This window comes from Embleya sp. NPDC050154 (genome assembly GCF_044460165.1).
In the GTDB taxonomy this organism is placed as follows: domain Bacteria; phylum Actinomycetota; class Actinomycetes; order Streptomycetales; family Streptomycetaceae; genus Embleya.
Window position 1 is genome coordinate 139,108 of the sequence record NZ_JBITJP010000005.1, and the last position, 17,475, is coordinate 156,582.

At 72.6% G+C, this 17,475-nt stretch carries 11 protein-coding genes; 10 read left to right on the plus strand and 1 reads right to left on the minus strand.

Translation table 11 applies throughout. From position 1 onward, the window contains the following. Positions 1-332: 332 nt before the first annotated feature. Positions 333-659, plus strand: coding sequence for an STAS domain-containing protein (locus tag ACIBSV_RS12680; protein WP_395862108.1), 327 nt, complete (start codon positions 333-335; stop codon positions 657-659). Positions 660-862: 203 nt separating this feature from the next. Here ACIBSV_RS12680 and gabT read toward each other — a convergent pair whose 3' ends face one another. Further along, positions 863-2,218, minus strand: a complete 1,356-nt coding sequence (gene gabT / locus ACIBSV_RS12685; protein ID WP_395862110.1) for a 4-aminobutyrate--2-oxoglutarate transaminase — start codon at positions 2,216-2,218, stop codon at positions 863-865. A gap of 256 nt (positions 2,219-2,474) precedes the next feature. Between gabT and ACIBSV_RS12690 the strand changes: the two genes are divergently transcribed. The 9 genes from ACIBSV_RS12690 to ACIBSV_RS12730 all read left to right on the plus strand — a co-directional run bounded on the left by ACIBSV_RS12690 (position 2,475) and on the right by ACIBSV_RS12730 (position 17,416). Next, the gene (locus tag ACIBSV_RS12690; RefSeq protein ID WP_395862112.1) at positions 2,475-4,868 is read left to right on the plus strand and encodes a hypothetical protein; all 2,394 of its coding nucleotides are present in this window, start codon (positions 2,475-2,477) and stop codon (positions 4,866-4,868) included. 44 nt (positions 4,869-4,912) lie between these two features. After that, on the plus strand, positions 4,913-6,433 hold the full coding sequence (locus ACIBSV_RS12695; RefSeq protein WP_395862114.1) for a PucR family transcriptional regulator: 1,521 nt from the start codon (positions 4,913-4,915) through the stop codon (positions 6,431-6,433). A gap of 107 nt (positions 6,434-6,540) precedes the next feature. After that, a complete protein-coding gene (locus ACIBSV_RS12700) occupies positions 6,541-7,983 on the plus strand; it encodes an aldehyde dehydrogenase family protein (RefSeq protein WP_395862116.1) in 1,443 nt (480 codons plus the stop codon). 287 nt (positions 7,984-8,270) lie between these two features. Continuing rightward, a complete protein-coding gene (locus ACIBSV_RS12705) occupies positions 8,271-10,196 on the plus strand; it encodes an acyl-CoA dehydrogenase family protein (protein ID WP_395862118.1) in 1,926 nt (641 codons plus the stop codon). A 126-nt stretch (positions 10,197-10,322) separates the two neighbouring features. Beyond that, positions 10,323-11,585, plus strand: a complete 1,263-nt coding sequence (gene dxr / locus ACIBSV_RS12710; RefSeq protein WP_395862120.1) for a 1-deoxy-D-xylulose-5-phosphate reductoisomerase — start codon at positions 10,323-10,325, stop codon at positions 11,583-11,585. After that, positions 11,582-12,883, plus strand: a complete 1,302-nt coding sequence (locus ACIBSV_RS12715; protein WP_395862122.1) for a M50 family metallopeptidase — start codon at positions 11,582-11,584, stop codon at positions 12,881-12,883. Before dxr ends, ACIBSV_RS12715 begins: the two co-directional genes overlap by 4 nt. 183 nt (positions 12,884-13,066) lie before the next feature. After that, positions 13,067-14,224 (plus strand): flavodoxin-dependent (E)-4-hydroxy-3-methylbut-2-enyl-diphosphate synthase, encoded by a 1,158-nt coding sequence (gene ispG, locus ACIBSV_RS12720; protein WP_395862123.1) that lies wholly within the window; start codon positions 13,067-13,069, stop codon positions 14,222-14,224. Positions 14,225-14,474: 250 nt separating this feature from the next. After that, positions 14,475-15,926, plus strand: a complete 1,452-nt coding sequence (locus tag ACIBSV_RS12725; RefSeq protein ID WP_395862125.1) for an alpha/beta hydrolase — start codon at positions 14,475-14,477, stop codon at positions 15,924-15,926. Continuing rightward, a complete protein-coding gene (locus tag ACIBSV_RS12730; RefSeq protein WP_395862126.1) occupies positions 15,923-17,416 on the plus strand; it encodes an alpha/beta hydrolase in 1,494 nt (497 codons plus the stop codon). Before ACIBSV_RS12725 ends, ACIBSV_RS12730 begins: the two co-directional genes overlap by 4 nt. Positions 17,417-17,475 lie beyond the last annotated feature (59 nt).

Genomic DNA, 17,475 nt, shown 5'->3' on the forward strand with positions numbered 1-17,475 from the left:
GTCCAAGTACGCGGAGAACATCCGTAAGCAGGGCAAATCGACGGTGGCACGAGTGACGTGGCATTGACGCAATGTCGTCGATCGCCCCTCTGCTGTCAGCACGCAAAGGTAGGGTTGGTCAGGTGGTTGAAGAGTCCGATTACTCGACATACCGCGTGCCGTGCATCCCGGCCCCTGCGGGGAGCGGGCGCGTCCGCCGGGCCGAGGCCCCGGTGGTATCCAAGGGCGTCAAGGCGGGCGGTGCCGTGTTCGATTCCTCGGTGGAACCCCGACCGGGTCGGGGCGCGGGTGCGATGGGTGTGGTTCTGACCAGCGACCGCCAGCTTCGCGTCGTGCGCACGACGCGGCCGCGCGGCCTCCGACTCGAAGGCGAGATCGACCTCGCGAATGTGGACGTGGTGCGCCGTGTCCTGGCCTCCGCGGCCCGTGACGGCGGTGACGTCCGGGTGGACGTCAGCAAGCTCGCCTTCATCGACGTCGCGGGCCTGCGGGTGTTCGTCGACCAGGCCGGGGCGTTGTCCCGGCGCGGTGGTCACATGGTCCTGGTCGGCGCGAGCCGACAGATGTTGCGCGTGCTCGCCCTGTGCGGGTGGGACACCGTCCCGGGCCTGAGCATGGTCGAGCGGATCGCCCCGGCGCCGCGCCGACCGCGGCTCTGATCGGCCCGCACCGCTTTCGAACGTCGATTTCCGGCCGAAGTGGCCGCGCTCGACGACGCACTCGAACAACGCGCCCGACAACACGCCGAGGCGAGCACCGAAACCGGACGCCGAGGCAGGCGCCGAACGAGACGCCGAACATCAAGAACCGCCGCCCACCGGATTGTTCCGGTGGGCGGCGGGTTCGTGGTGTCGTGGGCGGCTCAGACCGAGGCGGCGAACGCCTCCTCCAGCACGTCCAGGCCCTCGACGAGCAGGTGCTCGGGCATCACCAGAGGCGGCAGGAAGCGCAGTACGTTGCCGTAGGTGCCGGCGGTCAGCACCAGCAGGCCCTGCGCGTGGCACGCCTTGGCGACCGCGCCGGCCAGCTCGGCGTTCGGCTCCTTGGAGCCGGGCTTGACCAGTTCCATCGCGATCATCGCGCCGCGGCCGCGGACCTCACCGATCTCGGCGAACTTCTCGCCCATCGTGCCCAGTCGGCCGAGCATGATCTCGCCGATCCGGCGGGCCGCGCCGTTGAGGTCGAGCCCGCGCATCGTCTCGATCGCGCCGAGCGCCGCGGCGCAGGCGACCGGGTTACCGCCATACGTGCCACCGAGACCACCCGCGTGGGCGGAATCCATGATCTCGGCGCGCCCGGTCACGGCGGCCAGCGGGAGGCCGCCGGCGATGCCCTTGGCGGTGGTGATCAGGTCCGGCACGATGCCCTCGTCGTCGCACGCGAACCACTGGCCGGTACGACAGAAGCCGGTCTGGATCTCGTCCGCCACGAACACGATGCCGTTCGCCTTGCAGAACTCGACGATCCTGGGCAGGAAGCCCTTGGCCGGCTCGATGAAGCCGCCCTCGCCCAGGATGGGCTCGATCACCACGGCGGCGACGTTGTGCGCGCCGATCTGCTTGGTGATCACGTCGATCGCCTGCGCGGCGGCCTCCTCGGCGCAGTTCTCCGCGCCGGTCAGCCAGCGGTAGGGGTAGGCGACCGGGACCCGGTAGACCTCGGGGGCGAACGGGCCGAACGACTCCTTGTACGGCATGTTCTTCGCGGTCAGCGCCATGGTCAGGTTGGTGCGACCGTGGTAGCCGTGGTCGAACACGACCACCGCGGGGCGCTTGGTGTGCGCACGCGCGATCTTGACCGCGTTCTCCACCGCCTCGGCGCCCGAGTTGAACAACGCGGTGCGCTTGTCGTGGTCGCCCGGGGTCAGCTCGTTGAGCTGCTCGGCCACGGCGACGTACGACTCGTACGGGGTCACCATGAAGCACGTGTGGGTGAAGCGCTGGAGCTGCTCGGACGCGCGACGCACCACACCCTCGGCCGAGTTGCCGACGCTGGTGACCGCGATGCCGGAGCCGAAGTCGATCAGGGAGTTGCCGTCCACGTCGACGACCACGCCGCCGCCCGCCTGGGTCACGAAGACCGGCAGGGTGGTGCTGACGCCGCGCGCCACCGCCTGGTTGCGGCGCGTCATCAGCTCGGTCGACTTCGGGCCGGGGATGGCGGTGACGAGCCGGCGCTCCTGCGGGAGCGAGGGCCCGCCGGGCTGCGAAGCGCCCATGCTGGTCTCCTGTGGGTCGAGGCGGGGGTTCACGGTGGCACCGCGGTCCTATCGGCAGGCTAGGCGCCGAGTCGCGTTCGCCGCATGCGCCGCATCGGTTAATCACCCGGTTGCTTGTGTCCGGGATGGACAAATGCCGATCGGGCAGAACAACTTCGGAACGCAACGCGGACTCGCGCCGGAATGATCATCACGACAGCGGGTGTGGCGCCTAGATTGAGTACCGGTTCAGGACGTGGTTCCGGGAGGGCTGGACGTGGACGTGGAACGGCCGGATTCCCCGGCGTCGCCGGCTGTCGAGGCGGAGGCCTTCGAGGCCGCGGCCTTCGAGGTCGACCCGGCACGCCGGAGCACACCGCCGACCCGCCGTGCGCGGACCGCCGGGGCGCGGGTGCCCGCGCCGGCGGCGGCGGATCGCGACGTGGATCCCGACGGCTTCGACCTGCGCGGGTGGCTGCGCGGTCCGCGCCACCGCGAGGCCCCGGGCGTGTACGGATACGGCCGGGACGAGCGGGAGATCAAGCTGCGGGCGGCCGAGCGCGAGGCGCGCACCCGGCCGGAGGCGGCGCTGGTGCGGCGCGCGGTGTTGTGGCTGGTGATCGCGGTGCTCAGCCTGAACTGGGTGATCATGGCCTACGTGTGGCTGGTCCGGAAGATCATCCCCACCTTCCTGTGGCCGCTGCTGTTCAACAATCTGCTCTACGTCCTGGTCTTCGTGCTCTTCGGCTATCTGGGCCGCTGGCACGAGATCGCCTGGCCGTTCCTGCGCCCGTGGTGGCAGCGGTTGGACCGGCGCGCCGAGCTGAACGGGCGCCCGCGCCCCGAACAGTGGCGCCGCGCCGCGTTGTTCCTGGTCCTGGGCTTCGTCGCGTGGATCGTGCTGATGCGGCCGTTCGTCGCGCTGTTGTTGCTGATCTTCCCGCGCGGGCTGCTGCACGACGGGCAGTGGCTGGTGCGACTCCTCTACAACGGCGGCTTCCTGTACGCGGCCGCGGTGCTCGGCCGCTGGAACGTGGTGGTCGGGCCGTACGCGCGCACGCCCGCCGCGCACGCCGCGCACCCGGACGAGGAAGCGCCGGTCGCGGACGCCGAGTTGTGGCCCGAGCTGCGCGACGCGGGGCAACACGAGGCGGCCGATGTGCTCGACCACGAGGTGGCGGCGGGCCGGCTGCGGGACGTGGACTACCTGCGCCTGCGCCGGGTGATCGGGGCCGGTGAGCTCGACCCCGAATACCTCGCCGACGTGGCCGACGAGATCCACGACCACGGCGCCGCGGCCTGTCGGCACGGCTCCGGGCAGCGCGACGTGCGACCCAGGCGGGCCGAACACGATCTGCTGGCCGGACAGGTACGGGTCGGCATGGGTACCGACCACCCGCGGAATCCGGCGCTGTACCGGGACACCGCGTTCGCGCTGGACCTGGACGTGCTCGGCGCCTCGATGCTCGTGGTCGGCGCGGCCGGGGCCGGCGAATCGGGCCGACTGCTGGAGCCGGTCGTGGAGGCGATGAGCCTGCGCGCGCTGACCGGCACCGCGTCGCTGGTGGTGATCGACGCCAAGGGCGACGAGTGCGAACGCCCCCGCGGCGGCTACGACCGCGAGGTGATCGTCGGCGACCCGGACTCGCCCTCGGGCCTGGACCTGTACGGCGGCGCGGCCTCGCCCGAGGACGCCGCCGACCGGCTCGCCGCCGCCGCGCTGCCGCCGAACGCGATCGAGCTCGCCGAGGGCGCGAGCAACGCGCTGCGTCAGGTGCTCGGCGCGTACGTGGCCGGGCACGGCCGCTATCCCGAGGTCGGCACGCTGCTCGACCTGCTGGACGGCGCCGAGGCCGCGCTCGCCGCGCTGGAGCGCGCGCTGCGGGCCGCCGACCGCTACGCCGAGCACGAACGGGCGCTGCGCGCGATGGCCCGCGGCGACGACGACGCGCGGATGCTGGTGCAGCGCCTGGCGGTGCTGGAACGGCCCGGTGTCGCCGAGCTGTTCCGGCCCGATCGGGAGCGGTTCGCGGCCGGCGACATCGACCGGCCGCTGCGGGTACGGATCGGGCTGAACGAGGCCGCGCACCCCGAGGCGGCCAGGCTGATCGGCCGACTGGTGTTGTCCCAGTTCGTCCAGGCGATGGCCACGCCCCGGCGCGAGCGCGGGCCGCGCAAGGTGTTCGCGTGCCTGGTAGCCGACGACGCCGGGCGCCTGGTGGACGAGTACGCGGCGAAGGGCCTGCAATGGGCCCGCAACCGCCGGGCCGGCCTGGTCCTGTCGGTCCGCTCGCTCGACGACCTCACGCCCGCGCTGCGGCACACCGTGTTCGCCGCGGCCGGCTGCAAGGCGGTGGTACCGGGCGCGTCCCGCGCCGACGCCGAACTGTTCGCCGAGCACTGGGGGATGACCAAGGAGCAGGAGAAGTCGATCACCATGGGCACGCCCGAAGGCGGCCTGGCCAAGCGGATCCGCTACTCGGTGCTGGGCACGCTGTTCGGCGAGAAGGCCAGCGGCCGGTCCGAGCGGGTGACCACCCGCACCGTCGAGCGCTATCGCTGGTCCCCGTCCGAGATCGCCGGCGATCTGCCCACGCGGCACGCGATCGTCAGCCTGACCACCCGAAAGGGCGAGCGAACCCCTCCCGTGCTGATCGATCTCAGCCGCTGAGTCACACTGGAGGCCTCTCCCACTCCAGTCTGGACAACGCCGACATGCCGCCCACCCTCGCGTCCCTGGTCCGCGCACCCGCCCTCGACCTGCGGGTGCTCGCGGGCAAGGGCGGGCTCGAGCGCGAGGTGCGGTGGGTGCACACGAGCGAACTCGCCGATCCCACGCCCTACCTGGAGGGCGGCGAACTGCTGCTCACCACGGGGATGAAGCTCGGCCGCAGCAACGCCGAGCGCCGCGCCTACGTCGAGCGGCTCGCCGCCGCCGAGGTGGCCGGACTCGGCATCGGGGTGGGTCTATCCCTGGACCGGGTGCCCGCGGTGATCGTCGAGGCCGCCGAGGCGCACGGCTTCCCGGTGTTCGAGGTGCCGCGCCCGACCCCGTTCATCGCGATCAGCAAGGTGGTCTCGTCGGCGTTGGCCGCCGAGCAGTACGAGACCGTCACCACCGGCTTCGCGGTCCAGCAGGAGCTGACCCGGGCGGCCGCCGGGCGCGAGGGCGCCGCGACGCTGATCCGCCGGCTCGCGGCCCGGCTGGACGGCTGGGCCGCGCTGTACGACGCGGACGGCACGCTGCGCCAGGTCGCGCCGACGGCGGCCCGCACGCGCACCGACGTGCTGCGCGCCGACATCGAGAAGCTGCGCGGGATGCCCGCGCCGTCCTCCGCGTCGTTGCCGGGTGTCGAGGGCGACGAGCGGGTGGTGGTCCAGTCGCTGGGCGCCGAGCGGCGGATCAGCGGCTTCCTGGCGGTGGGCACCGCCCGCCCGCCGCGCACGGCCGACCGGCAGACACTGGGCACCGCGGCCTCGCTGCTCACGTTGGCCCTGGAACAGTCCCGGGTCAGCGCCGACGCGGGCGCCCGGATGCGTACCGCGCTGCTGCGGATGTTGCTCACCGGAGAGCGGGCGACGCCGGCCGAGTTGGCGCACGACATCGCGACCGACCTGCCGCCCGGGCCGTGGCGGGTCGTGGTGGCCACCGGGCCCGAGCCGGTCGTGGCGGCGTTCACCGAGCGTCTGTGCGCGCGGGCGGTCCGGGCCGGGACACCCGCGCTCACCGGCGACTTGGGCGGCGCGACCGTACTGGTACTGCCGGAAGCGGTCGAGCCGGTCGAGCCGAGCGACCTGCCCGGTCTGATCGCGGGTGTGTCCGGTCCGGTCGAGCCGGCAGCCGCGGCCGACGGCTACCGGCAGGCGCTCGGCGCGCACGCGGTGGGCCTGCGCTCGGAGCGGACGCTGACCGTGCACGGCCGGGACGCGGGCGGGCTGCTGCCACTGCTGGACGGGGCCGCGGTGCACGCGTGGGCCGAACAACTGCTCGCGCCGCTGCGCGCGCACGACGTGGGCGGCCGGGGCGACCTGGTCGGCTCGCTGCGCGCGTGGCTGGCCCGGCACGGGCAGTGGGACGCCGCGGCCGGCGACCTGGGGGTGCACCGGCACACGCTGCGCTATCGCATCCGCCGGGCCGAGGAGATCCTCGGCCGTACCCTGGACGATCCGGACACCCGCGCCGAGCTGTGGTTCGCGCTGCGTGATCCGAGCGAGGTCCGCGACGACAAGTCGTAGTGGCGGCGGAGCGCAATTGGCCGGTATGGACAAATGCGCGGGCGGGCGATCGGCCTACCGTTGAGTCACCGGGATCATCGGCGCCCGTTGACGGAGAAGGAGCAGCAGTGACCACCACCCACGCGTTCTGGCTGGCGGGCCGACAGGCCGCCGGCGAGACGGCCTTCGACGTCACGAACTCGTACGACGGCCGGATCGTCGGCCGGGTCTCCGAGCCCACCGACGCGCAGATCGAGGAGGCCGTCGCCGCCGCGCACGCGGTCGCGCACGAGTTCGCCGCGCTGCCCGCGTTCCGCCGGGCCGCGGCCTTGGACCACGTCGCCAAGCGGCTCGGTGAGCGCACCGAGGAGATCGCCCGGCTGATCACCGCCGAGAACGGCAAGCCGATCAAGTGGGCGCGCGGCGAGGTCGGCCGCGCGGTGTCGGTCTTCCGCTGGGCCGCCGAGGAGGCCCGCCGGTTCAACGGCGAGGGCATGCGGCTGGACACCGACGCGGGCGGCACCGGCCGCTACGCGCTGGTCCGCCGGATCCCCAAGGGCGTGGTGCTGGGCATCGCCCCGTTCAACTTCCCGCTGAACCTGGTCGCGCACAAGGTCGCCCCGGCGATCGCGGTGGGCGCGCCGATCATCCTCAAGCCGGCCCCGGCCACCCCGCTGTCCGCGCTGGTGCTCGGCGAGATCCTGGCCGAGGCCGACCTGCCGGCGGGCGCCTGGAGCGTGCTGCCGGTGCCCAACGACCGGATGCCGGCGCTGGTCGAGGACGAGCGGCTGCCGGTCATCTCGTTCACCGGCTCGGGCCCGGTGGGCTGGAGCATCATGGACTCGGTGCCGCGCAAGCACGTCACCCTGGAACTGGGCGGCAACGCCGCCGCCGTTGTGCTCGCCGACTGGTCCTCCGAGGCCGACCTGGAGTGGGCCGCGCAGCGGATCGCGACCTTCTCCAACTACCAGGGCGGCCAGTCCTGCATCTCGGTGCAGCGGGTGATCGCCGACGTGAGCGTCTACGACCGCCTGGTGGAGAAGATCGTGGCGAAGGTGGCCGCGCAGGTCACCGGCGACCCCGAGGACGACACGGTCGACGTCGGCCCGCTGGTCAGCGTCGCCGCCGCCGAGCGGGTCCAGGCGTGGGTGGACGAGGCCGTGCAGGCGGGCGCCAAGGTGCTCACCGGCGGTACCCGCGACGGTGCCTCCTACGCGCCGACGGTGCTCAGCGAGGTCCCGGCCGGCGTCACCATCGCCTGCGAGGAGGTCTTCGGCCCGGTGCTCACGCTGACCCGGGTGGACGGCACCGACGCCGCGTTCGCCGCGGTCAACGACTCCGAGTTCGGCCTTCAGGCGGGCGTGTTCACGCACGACATCCAGACCGCCTTCCGGGCCCAGCGCGAGCTGGAGGTGGGCGGCGTCATCATCGGCGACGCCCCTTCCTACCGCGCCGACCAGATGCCCTACGGCGGCGCCAAGAACTCCGGTGTCGGCCGCGAGGGCGTCACGTACGCGATGACCGACTTCACGTACGAGCGCGTCATGGTGCTCACGGGCCTGGACCTGTAGGCACCCCCGAACGAAGGGCCCGGCCGCCTGGGGTGGTGTCGCCGGGCCCTTTCGCATGTCCGCGGGCAGGCAGCGCATGTCCGCGGGCAGGCAGCGCATGTCCGGCGGGCAGCGGCGCGCGCCCGCCCGTCCGGAGCAAGGGCACGCCCGTCCGGAGCAAGGCCGCACACTCGCGGAGCGCCTCCTCTGGACAAATGGGCGTCACGCGGCATTCAGTGGACGTGCACGGGCAGGTAACACCGATCGGTAACAACGTCGGTCCGCTGCGAGTCCGCGAGGAGTCCGCCATGCCCCCTGTCAGCGAACGCGAAGCCCGTAAGGTCGCCGAGGAAGCACGGCAACAGGACTGGGACAAGCCCAGTTTCGCCAAGGAGCTGTTCCTCGGACGCTTTCGGCTCGACCTCGTCCACCCGCATCCCGAGGCGGACGCCGAGGAGATCCGTCGGGGGGAGGACTTCCTCGCGGTGCTCCGCGAGTTCCTCATCACCCGGGTGGATCCCACCGTGATCGAACGCGACGCGCGGATCCCGGACGAGGTGATCAAGGGCCTGGCCGAGATCGGCGCGCTGGGCATGAAGATCGACACCGAGTACGGCGGCCTGGGTCTGAGTCAGCTCTACTACAACAAGGCCCTGGTCCTGGTCGGCTCGGTCAACGCCGCGCTCGGCGCGCTGCTGTCCGCGCACCAGTCGATCGGTGTGCCGCAGCCGGTCAAGATGTTCGGCACCGACGAGCAGAAGCGCGAGTTCCTGCCGCGCTGTGTGCGCGAGGTCAGCGCGTTCCTGCTCACCGAACCCGACGTCGGCTCGGACCCGGCCCGGCTGGCCACCTCCGCGGTGCCCACCGAGGACGGCGAGGCGTACGTCCTGGACGGCGTGAAGTTGTGGACCACCAACGGCGTGGTCGCCGGGCTGCTCGTGGTGATGGCCCGGGTGCCCAAGGCCGAGGGCCGGCGCGGCGGGATCACCGCCTTCGTCGTGGACGCGGACAGCCCCGGCATCACCGTGGAGAACCGCAACTCCTTCATGGGCCTGCGCGGCATCGAGAACGGCGTGACCCGCTTCCACAACGTCCGGGTGCCCGCGGCGAACCGGATCGGGGCCGAGGGCGCGGGCCTGAAGATCGCGCTCACCACGCTCAACACCGGCCGGCTCTCGCTGCCCGCGATGTGCGCCGGCGCGGCCAAGTGGTCGCTGAAGGTGGCCCGCGAGTGGGCGGGCGAGCGCGAGCAGTGGGGTCGGCCGATCGCCGGACACGAGGCGGTCGCGGGCAAGATCGCCTACATCGCGGCGAGCGCCTTCGCGCTGGAGGCGGTGCTGGAACTGACCGCCAGGATGGCCGACGAGGACCGCCGCGACATCCGGATCGAGGCGGCGCTGGCGAAGTTGTACGCGTCCGAGGTGGGTTGGACGGTCAGCGACGAACTCGTGCAGATCAGGGGCGGCCGCGGCTACGAGACCGCCGCCTCGCTGCGGGCCCGGGGCGAACGCGGCGTACCCGCCGAGCAGATGTTGCGCGACATGCGGATCAACCGCATCTTCGAGGGCTCGACCGAGATCATGCACCTGCTGATCGCGCGCGAGGCGGTGGACGCCCACCTGGCGGTGGCCGGCGACATCATCGACCCCGACGCGGATCTGAAGGCCAAGGGCAAGGCCGCCGCCGACGCGGGCGTCTTCTACGCGAAGTGGCTGCCCAAACTGGTCACCGGCAAGGGGCAGGTGCCCACGTCCTACCGCGAGTTCGCCCGGGCCGGGGCGCCGAGCCTGGCCGCGCACCTGCGCTTCGTCGAGCGCGCCTCGCGCCGGCTGGCCCGCTCCACCTTCTACGGCATGGCCCGCTGGCAGGGCGCGATGGAGCGCAAACAGGGCTTCCTCGGTCGCATCGTCGACATCGGCGCCGAACTGTTCGCGATGAGCGCGGTGTGCGTGCGGGCCGACATGCTGCGCCGGCGCGACCTCGAGCAGGGCCGGGCCGCGTACGAACTCGCCGACCTGTTCTGCCGGCAGGCGCAGATCCGGGTGGACGAGCTGTTCGGCCGGTTGTGGACGAATACCGACGAGCTGGACGTCAAGGCGGTCGAGGGCGTGCTGGCGGGTCGGCACCTGTGGCTGGAGGAGGGCGTGCTCGACCCGTCCACCGAAGGCCCGTGGATCGCCGACGCGACACCCGGCCCGGCCAAAGTGGACAACGTGCACCGACCGGTCGGCTGAGCCGCTCGCGGCCGGCGGGCGCACCCCGCCGGCCGCGCCCTTCGACACGCGCGGTCCCCGTCGCCCACCGCCAACAAACCGCCGACCTGCGCTCGGCGCCGCACCGGCGCGGGCCACAATGGTCGGATGGACTCCCTGGCCGATCCGTACGTGCCCTTCGCCGCCCGCGACCAGTCGACCACCCGGCGGGACATCGTCCTGCTCGGCTCCACCGGGTCGATCGGGACCCAGACCATCGACGTGGTGCGCGCCCACCCCGACCTGTTCCGGATCGTGGGCCTGTCCGCCGGCGGCGGCCGGGTCGAGGAACTGGCACGACAGGCGCTCGAACTGGCGGTCGAGGTGGTCGCGGTGGCCAAGGCGTCCGCCGCCCAGGACCTGCAACTGGCCTTCTACGCCGAGGCCCAGCGGCGCGGCTACGCCAAGGGCGAGTACAAGCTGCCGCGCATCCTGGCCGGCCCCACCGCCGCGACCGAACTGGCCGCGCATCCGTGCGACGTCGTCCTCAACGGGATCACCGGTTCGATCGGCCTGGCCCCCACGCTCGCCGCGCTGACCGCAGGCCGCACCCTCGCGCTGGCCAACAAGGAGTCGCTGATCGTCGGCGGCCCGCTGGTGAAGGCGATCGCCAAGCCCGGCCAGATCGTCCCGGTCGACTCCGAACACTCGGCGCTGATCCAAGCGCTCCGCGGCGGTCGGGCCGACCAGGTCAAGCGGCTCGTGGTGACCGCCAGCGGCGGCCCGTTCCGCGGTCGCAGCCGCGCCGACCTGGTCGACGTCACGCCCGAGGAGGCCGCCGCCCACCCCACCTGGGACATGGGCCCGGTGATCACGATCAACTCGGCGACCCTGGTCAACAAGGGCTTGGAGGTGATCGAGGCACACCTGCTCTACGACATCCCGTTCGACCGGATCGACGTCGTCGTGCACCCGCAGTCGATCGTGCACTCGATGGTCGAGTTCGTGGACGGCTCGACCCTGGCCCAGGCGTCGCCGCCGGATATGCGGCTGCCGATCGCGCTCGGCCTGTCCTGGCCGGACCGGGTGCCGAACGTGGCGGCCGGCTGCGATTGGACCAAGGCGGCCACGTGGGAGTTCTTCCCGCTCGACAACGAGGCGTTCCCGGCGGTCGAGCTGGCGTGCGCCGCGGGGCGCGCCGGCGGCACCGCGCCGGCCGTGTTCAACGCGGCCAACGAGGAGTGCGTGGACGCGTTCATCGCGGGACGACTGGGGTTCAACGGCATCACCGACACGGTCGCCCGTGTCGTGAGCGAGCATGATGTACGTGGGGACGGCAACCGGTTGACACTGGATGACGTCCTCGACGCGGAGGACTGGGCGCGCCGACGGGCACGCGAGATCATCGCCCACGGAGGAGAACCCCGTTGACCCTGTTCATGACGATCCTCGGCATCGTCGTCTTTGTCGTGGGCCTGCTGTTCTCCATCGCCTGGCACGAGGCGGGCCACCTGGTCACCGGCAAGATGTTCGGTGTGCGGGTGCCGCAGTACATGGTCGGCTTCGGCAAGACGCTGTGGTCGAGGAAGATCGGTGAGACCGAGTACGGCCTCAAGGCGATCCCGGCGGGCGGCTACTGCCGGCTGATCGGCATGTTCCCGCCCGACGCGTCGGGCAAGGTGCAGGCCCGCAGCACCTCACCGTGGCGCAGCATGATCGAGGAGGCCCGCGAGGCGTCCTACGAGGAGGTCGGTCCCGGCGACGAGGACCGGATGTTCTACCAGCGCAAGCCGTGGCAGCGCACGATCATCATGCTGGCCGGGCCGTTCATGAACCTGATCCTGGCCATCGGGCTGCTCGCGGTGTACCTGATGGGCTTCGGGATCCCCGAGACCACCTCGACGGTGAGCACCGTCTCGGAGTGCGTGGTCAGTGCCGACGCGAAGACCGACAAGTGCCCCGAGGGCGCCAAGGCGGCCCCCGGCAAGGCGGCCGGCCTGCTGCCGGGCGACCGCATCGTGTCGTTCAACGGTGAGAAGATCGGCGACTACGACAAGCTCCAGGGCCTGATCCGCAAGTCGTCCGGCGAGGTCACCCTCGTGGTCGACCGCAAGGGCGAACTCGTCACCCTCAAGCCGGTGCTCGAACAGAACAAGATGATCAAGCTCGACGGCGACGGACGCCCGGTCGCCGATCAATACGTCACCACCGGCTTCCTGGGCATCAGTCCGGCGCGGGGGATCCAGCGCCAGAGCGCCGCCGAGTCCGTCGAGTACACGGGCGACCTGGTCAAGAGCGCGTTCCACGGCCTGCTGCGCATCCCGCAGAAGGTGCCCGCGCTGTGGGGCGCGGCCTTCCAGGGCGACGAACGCGACCAGGACTCCCCGGTCGGCGTGGTCGGCGCGGCCCGGGTCGGCGGCGAGGTGGCCGCGCTGGACGTGCCCGCGTCCCAGCGGGTCGGCCTGATGATCTTCATCATCGCGGGCTTCAACGTGTCGCTGTTCCTGTTCAACATGCTGCCGCTGCTCCCGCTCGACGGCGGTCACGTGGTCGGCGCCTGGTGGGAGTCGATCCGTCGCCGGATCGCGAGCCTGCGCAAGCGGCCGGACCCGGGCCCGTTCGACGTGGCCAGGCTGATGCCGGTCGCCTACGTCGTGGCCTCGATCTTCATCGCCTTCACCGTGCTGGTGTTGATCGCCGACCTGATCAACCCGGTGAAGGTGACCTAGGCCCTGTCCGCCGGACAAGGCCCGGCGCTCGGGAGAGCACCCCGACAAGACGCCCCGCCGGCCCCCCTTGTGTCGATCAGGCAACAGGTGGGTCGGCATGGGGGCACGGGCGCGGCGCACCGGTGTGTGGTGGCGTAGCGTTGAGTCCGACCTACCGCGCCGACCCACGGGACTAAAGCGAAGATGACCGCGATCCAGCTCGGAATGCCGTCCGTACCTGCCCGGCCCCTCACGCCGCGCCGCAAGTCACGGCAGATCATGGTCGGCAACGTGGCCGTCGGCGGAGACGCCCCGGTGTCGGTGCAGTCCATGACCACCACCCTGACCTCCGACGTCAACGCCACGCTTCAGCAGATCGCCGAGCTGACCGCGTCCGGCTGCCAGATCGTCCGGGTCGCCGTGCCCTCGCAGGACGACGCCGACGCGTTGCCCGCGATCGCCCGCAAGTCGCAGATCCCGGTGATCGCGGACATCCACTTCCAGCCGAAGTACGTCTTCGCCGCGATCGACGCGGGCTGCGCCGCGGTACGGGTGAACCCGGGCAACATCAAGCAGTTCGACGACAAGATCGCCGAGATCGCCAAGGCCGCCTCCGCCGCCGGCACCCCGATCCGGATCGGCGTCAACGCCGGGTCGCTGGACAAGCGGCTGCTGGCCAAGCACGGCAAGGCCACCCCCGAGGCGCTGGTGGAGTCCGCGCTGTGGGAGTGCTCGCTGTTCGAGGAGCACGACTTCCGGGACATCAAGATCTCGGTCAAGCACAACGACCCGGTCGTGATGATCGAGGCCTACCGGCTGCTCGCCGAGCGTTGCGACTATCCGCTGCACCTGGGCGTCACCGAGGCCGGTCCCGCGTTCCAGGGCACGATCAAGTCCTCGGTGGCGTTCGGCGCCCTGCTCGCGCAGGGCATCGGCGACACCATCCGGGTCTCCCTCTCCGCTCCGCCGGTCGAGGAGATCAAGGTCGGCAACCAGATCCTGGAGTCGCTCGGCCTGCGGCAGCGCGGCCTGGAGATCGTCTCCTGCCCGTCCTGCGGCCGCGCCCAGGTCGACGTGTACAAGCTCGCCGAGCAGGTCACCGCGGGCCTGGACGGGCTCAAGGTGCCGCTGCGGGTGGCCGTCATGGGCTGCGTCGTCAACGGGCCCGGCGAGGCCCGCGAGGCGGACCTGGGAGTGGCGTCCGGCAACGGCAAGGGCCAGATCTTCGTCAAGGGCGAGGTGATCAAGACCGTGCCCGAGTCGAAGATCGTCGAGACCCTGATCGAGGAGGCGCTCAAGCTCGCCGAGCAGATGCAGGCGGACGGCGTGATCAGCGGCGACCCGATCGTCGACATCGCCTGAGCCGGTCCCACCCCGGGGCCGGCGCGCGGCCGATCCCGGGGCGGCCTCGCTTCCGGCCCGATACCGGCCCGACGGCGCCTCCGGCACCGGCTTCGGCCCGACGCGGGCGGGGCGACGATCGCAGCCCGACCGGATCAATCCACTCGCCCACCCGAGTGACATATCGTTGATGCGCCCCTACCCCCGGTAATCGACCCCGATCATCGAGATACATGATCGGGGCATCGCCCCCGGGGGAGGGGCGTCGCGCGTGGGACGCGTCATCGTGGCCGCACTGGCCGTCGCCGGCATGATCGTGGGCACCGCGGCGGGCCCCGTCGGCGGTCCCGACCCGGGCGGGCGAGCACCGGCCCGGGTGTCGCCCGGCATCGCCTGGGGCGAATGCCCGGCCGATGTGGCCGCACCCGGACTGCGCTGCGGGACGCTGGCCGTCCCGGTCGACCACGCGCGCCCCGACGGGCCCACCACCACGCTGGGCGTCTCGATGGCGCGGGCCCTGGGCGGCAAGCCCCGGCTCGGCACGATCGTGGTCAACCCCGGGGGCCCGGGCGGCGGCGGCATGTGGCTGGCCGATCTGGTGGGACACGCGTTGCCGGAACGGGTGCGGCAGAGCTACGACATCGTCGGTGTCGACCCGCGCGGCAACCACCACAGCGACCCCATCTCGTGCGTCGACCCGAGCTTCGACCGGGCGCCGAAGCCGGATCCGGTGCCCGTCACGGCGCAGGACGAACAGCGCCTGGTCCAGCGGGCCCGCGACTACGCGCGAGGTTGCGCCGAGCGGGCCGGCGACCTGCTGCCGCACCTGGGCACATCGGAGAACGCGCGCGACCTCGACCTGGTCCGCGCCGCGCTGGGCGAACCCCGGATCTCCTTCATCGGCTGGTCGTACGGCACCTATCTCGGCGCGGTCTACGGGCAGTCGTTCCCCGAGCGGGTCGACCGGATGATCCTGGACAGCGTCGTCGACCCGCGCCCGGACCAGATCTGGTACGGCGCCAACCTGCGGCAGGACGTCGCCTTCCAGGGCCGCTGGCGGGACTTCGTCGCGGCCGAGGGCGCCGACCTGGACGACGTGTTCGCCCGCGTGCTCGCCCGCGTCCGGGCCGAGCCCGCCGGCGGCACCGTCGGCCCCGCGGAGCTGCGCGACATCGCCACCCGGATCCTGTACGGCTCGCAGACCTGGCCCGGGTTCGCCCGGGCGTTGCGCGCCCACGACGCGGGCGACCCGGCGCCGCTGGCCGCGCTGTACAGCCCGCCCACCGCGCAGGACGCCAACGGCACCGCGATCTACACCGCCGTCGAATGCCACGACGGCCCGTGGCCGCGCGACTGGTCGGTCTGGGACCGCGACGCCCGCGCCGTGGATCGGGTCGCGCCGCTGGTGACCTGGTCCAACACGTGGCTGAACGCGCCCTGCGCGTTCTGGCCGGTGCCCCCGCGCACGCCGCCCACGATCGACGGCCGCGGCCTGCCGCCGGTGCTGCTGATCCAGGGCACCCGGGATCCGGCCACCCCACCCGCCGGGGCGGGCGCGCTGCACCACGCGCTGCCGTCCTCGCATCTGATCACCGTGCTCGGCGAGGGCGACCACGGAATCCTCGCGTTCCAGCCCAACGACTGTGTCCTGCGGGCCGCCGCGGCCTATCTGACCGACGGCACGCTCCCCGCGGGCCGCGACACCACCTGCGAGGAATCGTGACCCGCGCCGTCCGCGTCCTGCTGGCCGGCGCGCTGACCGCCGCCGTGCTGACCGCCGCCGCGCCCGCCCGGGCACAGACCGAGCCGATCGTGTGGGGCGACTGCCCGTCGGGCACCGCGCCGGGGGAGCGCTGCGGCGACATCGGCGTGCCGCTGGACCACGCCCGCCCGGAGGGCCCGCGGATCCGGGTCGGCGTCTCCAAGGTCGCGGCGACCGGGACCGCGGCCGAGTACCAGGGCATCCTGATGGTCAACTTCGGCGGTCCGGGCGCCGCCGCCGTCGGCTCGATGGCGGCACTGGCCGGCGGCCTGCCCGAACGGGTACGCCGGGCCTACGACCTGATCGGCTTCGATCTGCGCGGGCGCGGCACGAGCACCCGGGTGAGGTGCACCGACCCGGCGACGTTCGGCCGCGGGCCCAAGCCCGACCCGGCGATGCCCGCCGGCCGGGCGGCGCACCTGGCCGCCGCCCGGGCGTTCGCCGACGGCTGCCGCGCGTCCGCCGCGGACCTCCTGCCACACCTGAGCACCCGGGACATCGCGCGCGACCTCGACCTGGTCCGGGCCGCGTTCGGCGCGGCCCGGCTCTCGATCCTGGGCTATTCGTACGGCAGCTACCTGGGCGCGGTCTACGGGCAGCTCTTCCCGAACCGGGTGCACCGGATGCTCCTGGACAGCCTGGTCGACCCGACCCGGGTCTGGTACGAGACCGGTTTCCTCCAGGCCGCCGGATTCGACGCGCGCCGGCGCGAGTGGGCCGCGTGGACCGCCGAACGGGCCGACCGCTTCCACCTGGGTTCGACCCCGCCGGCCGTGCTGGCGACCTGGGAGCGACTGCGCACCGAACTCGCCGCGCGCCCGGCGGCCGGCGTGTTCGGCGGCGTCGAACTCGACCAGTACACGCTCGGCAAGCTGTACACCGACCGGGACTGGGCGAGCATGTCCAACGCGCTCGCGGACTACGCGTCGGGAGATCCGGCCGCGTTGATCGCCGGGCGCAAGCCGGCGACCGAGGACGAGGTCAACTTCGAGTCGGTGATGCAGACCGTCACCTGTGCGGACGCGCCCGCCCCGGCCGACGAGTCGGTGTTCGAGCGCGACATGGCCCTGCTCCGGGCCCGGCACGGCGCGCTGGGCGCGGCCATCGCCTCCCCCGGCGCGTGCCTGTACCTGCAGAGCAACACCGCGCCGCCGACCCGGATCGACGGTGCCGGGCTGCCCGGCGTACTGCTGATCCAGTCCGTCGGCGACCCGGCGACGCCCTACGACGGGGCCCTGCGCATGCACGCCGCGCTGCCCTCCTCGCGACTGCTGACCGTGCGCGACAACGGCAACCACGGGCACTACCTCGTCGACGGCGGATGCGTCGACGAGCGAGGCACCGCCTACCTGGTCGACGGCACCCTGCCGGCGACGGACACCGAGTGCGCCGGCGCCGCGTCGAGCGAGCCCCTCCCGCGCCGATCGGCGGTTCCCCGGCTCCGTCGCTGACCCGCCCGCGGGGGGCCGCCGGCCCCGGTCGCAGAACCCGTCGCCTCCCGGGCGGCGCG

Bases quoted from the DNA above. Each gene is read 5' to 3' on its own strand.
- ACIBSV_RS12695 (WP_395862114.1), top strand. From the start codon at position 4,913: ATGCCGCCCACCCTCGCGTCCCTGGTCCGCGCACCCGCCCTCGACCTG.
- gabT (WP_395862110.1), bottom strand. From the start codon at position 2,218: ATGGGCGCTTCGCAGCCCGGCGGGCCCTCGCTCCCGCAGGAGCGCCGG.
- ACIBSV_RS12705 (WP_395862118.1), top strand. From the start codon at position 8,271: ATGCCCCCTGTCAGCGAACGCGAAGCCCGTAAGGTCGCCGAGGAAGCA.
- ispG (WP_395862123.1), top strand. From the start codon at position 13,067: ATGACCGCGATCCAGCTCGGAATGCCGTCCGTACCTGCCCGGCCCCTC.
- dxr (WP_395862120.1), top strand. From the start codon at position 10,323: ATGGACTCCCTGGCCGATCCGTACGTGCCCTTCGCCGCCCGCGACCAG.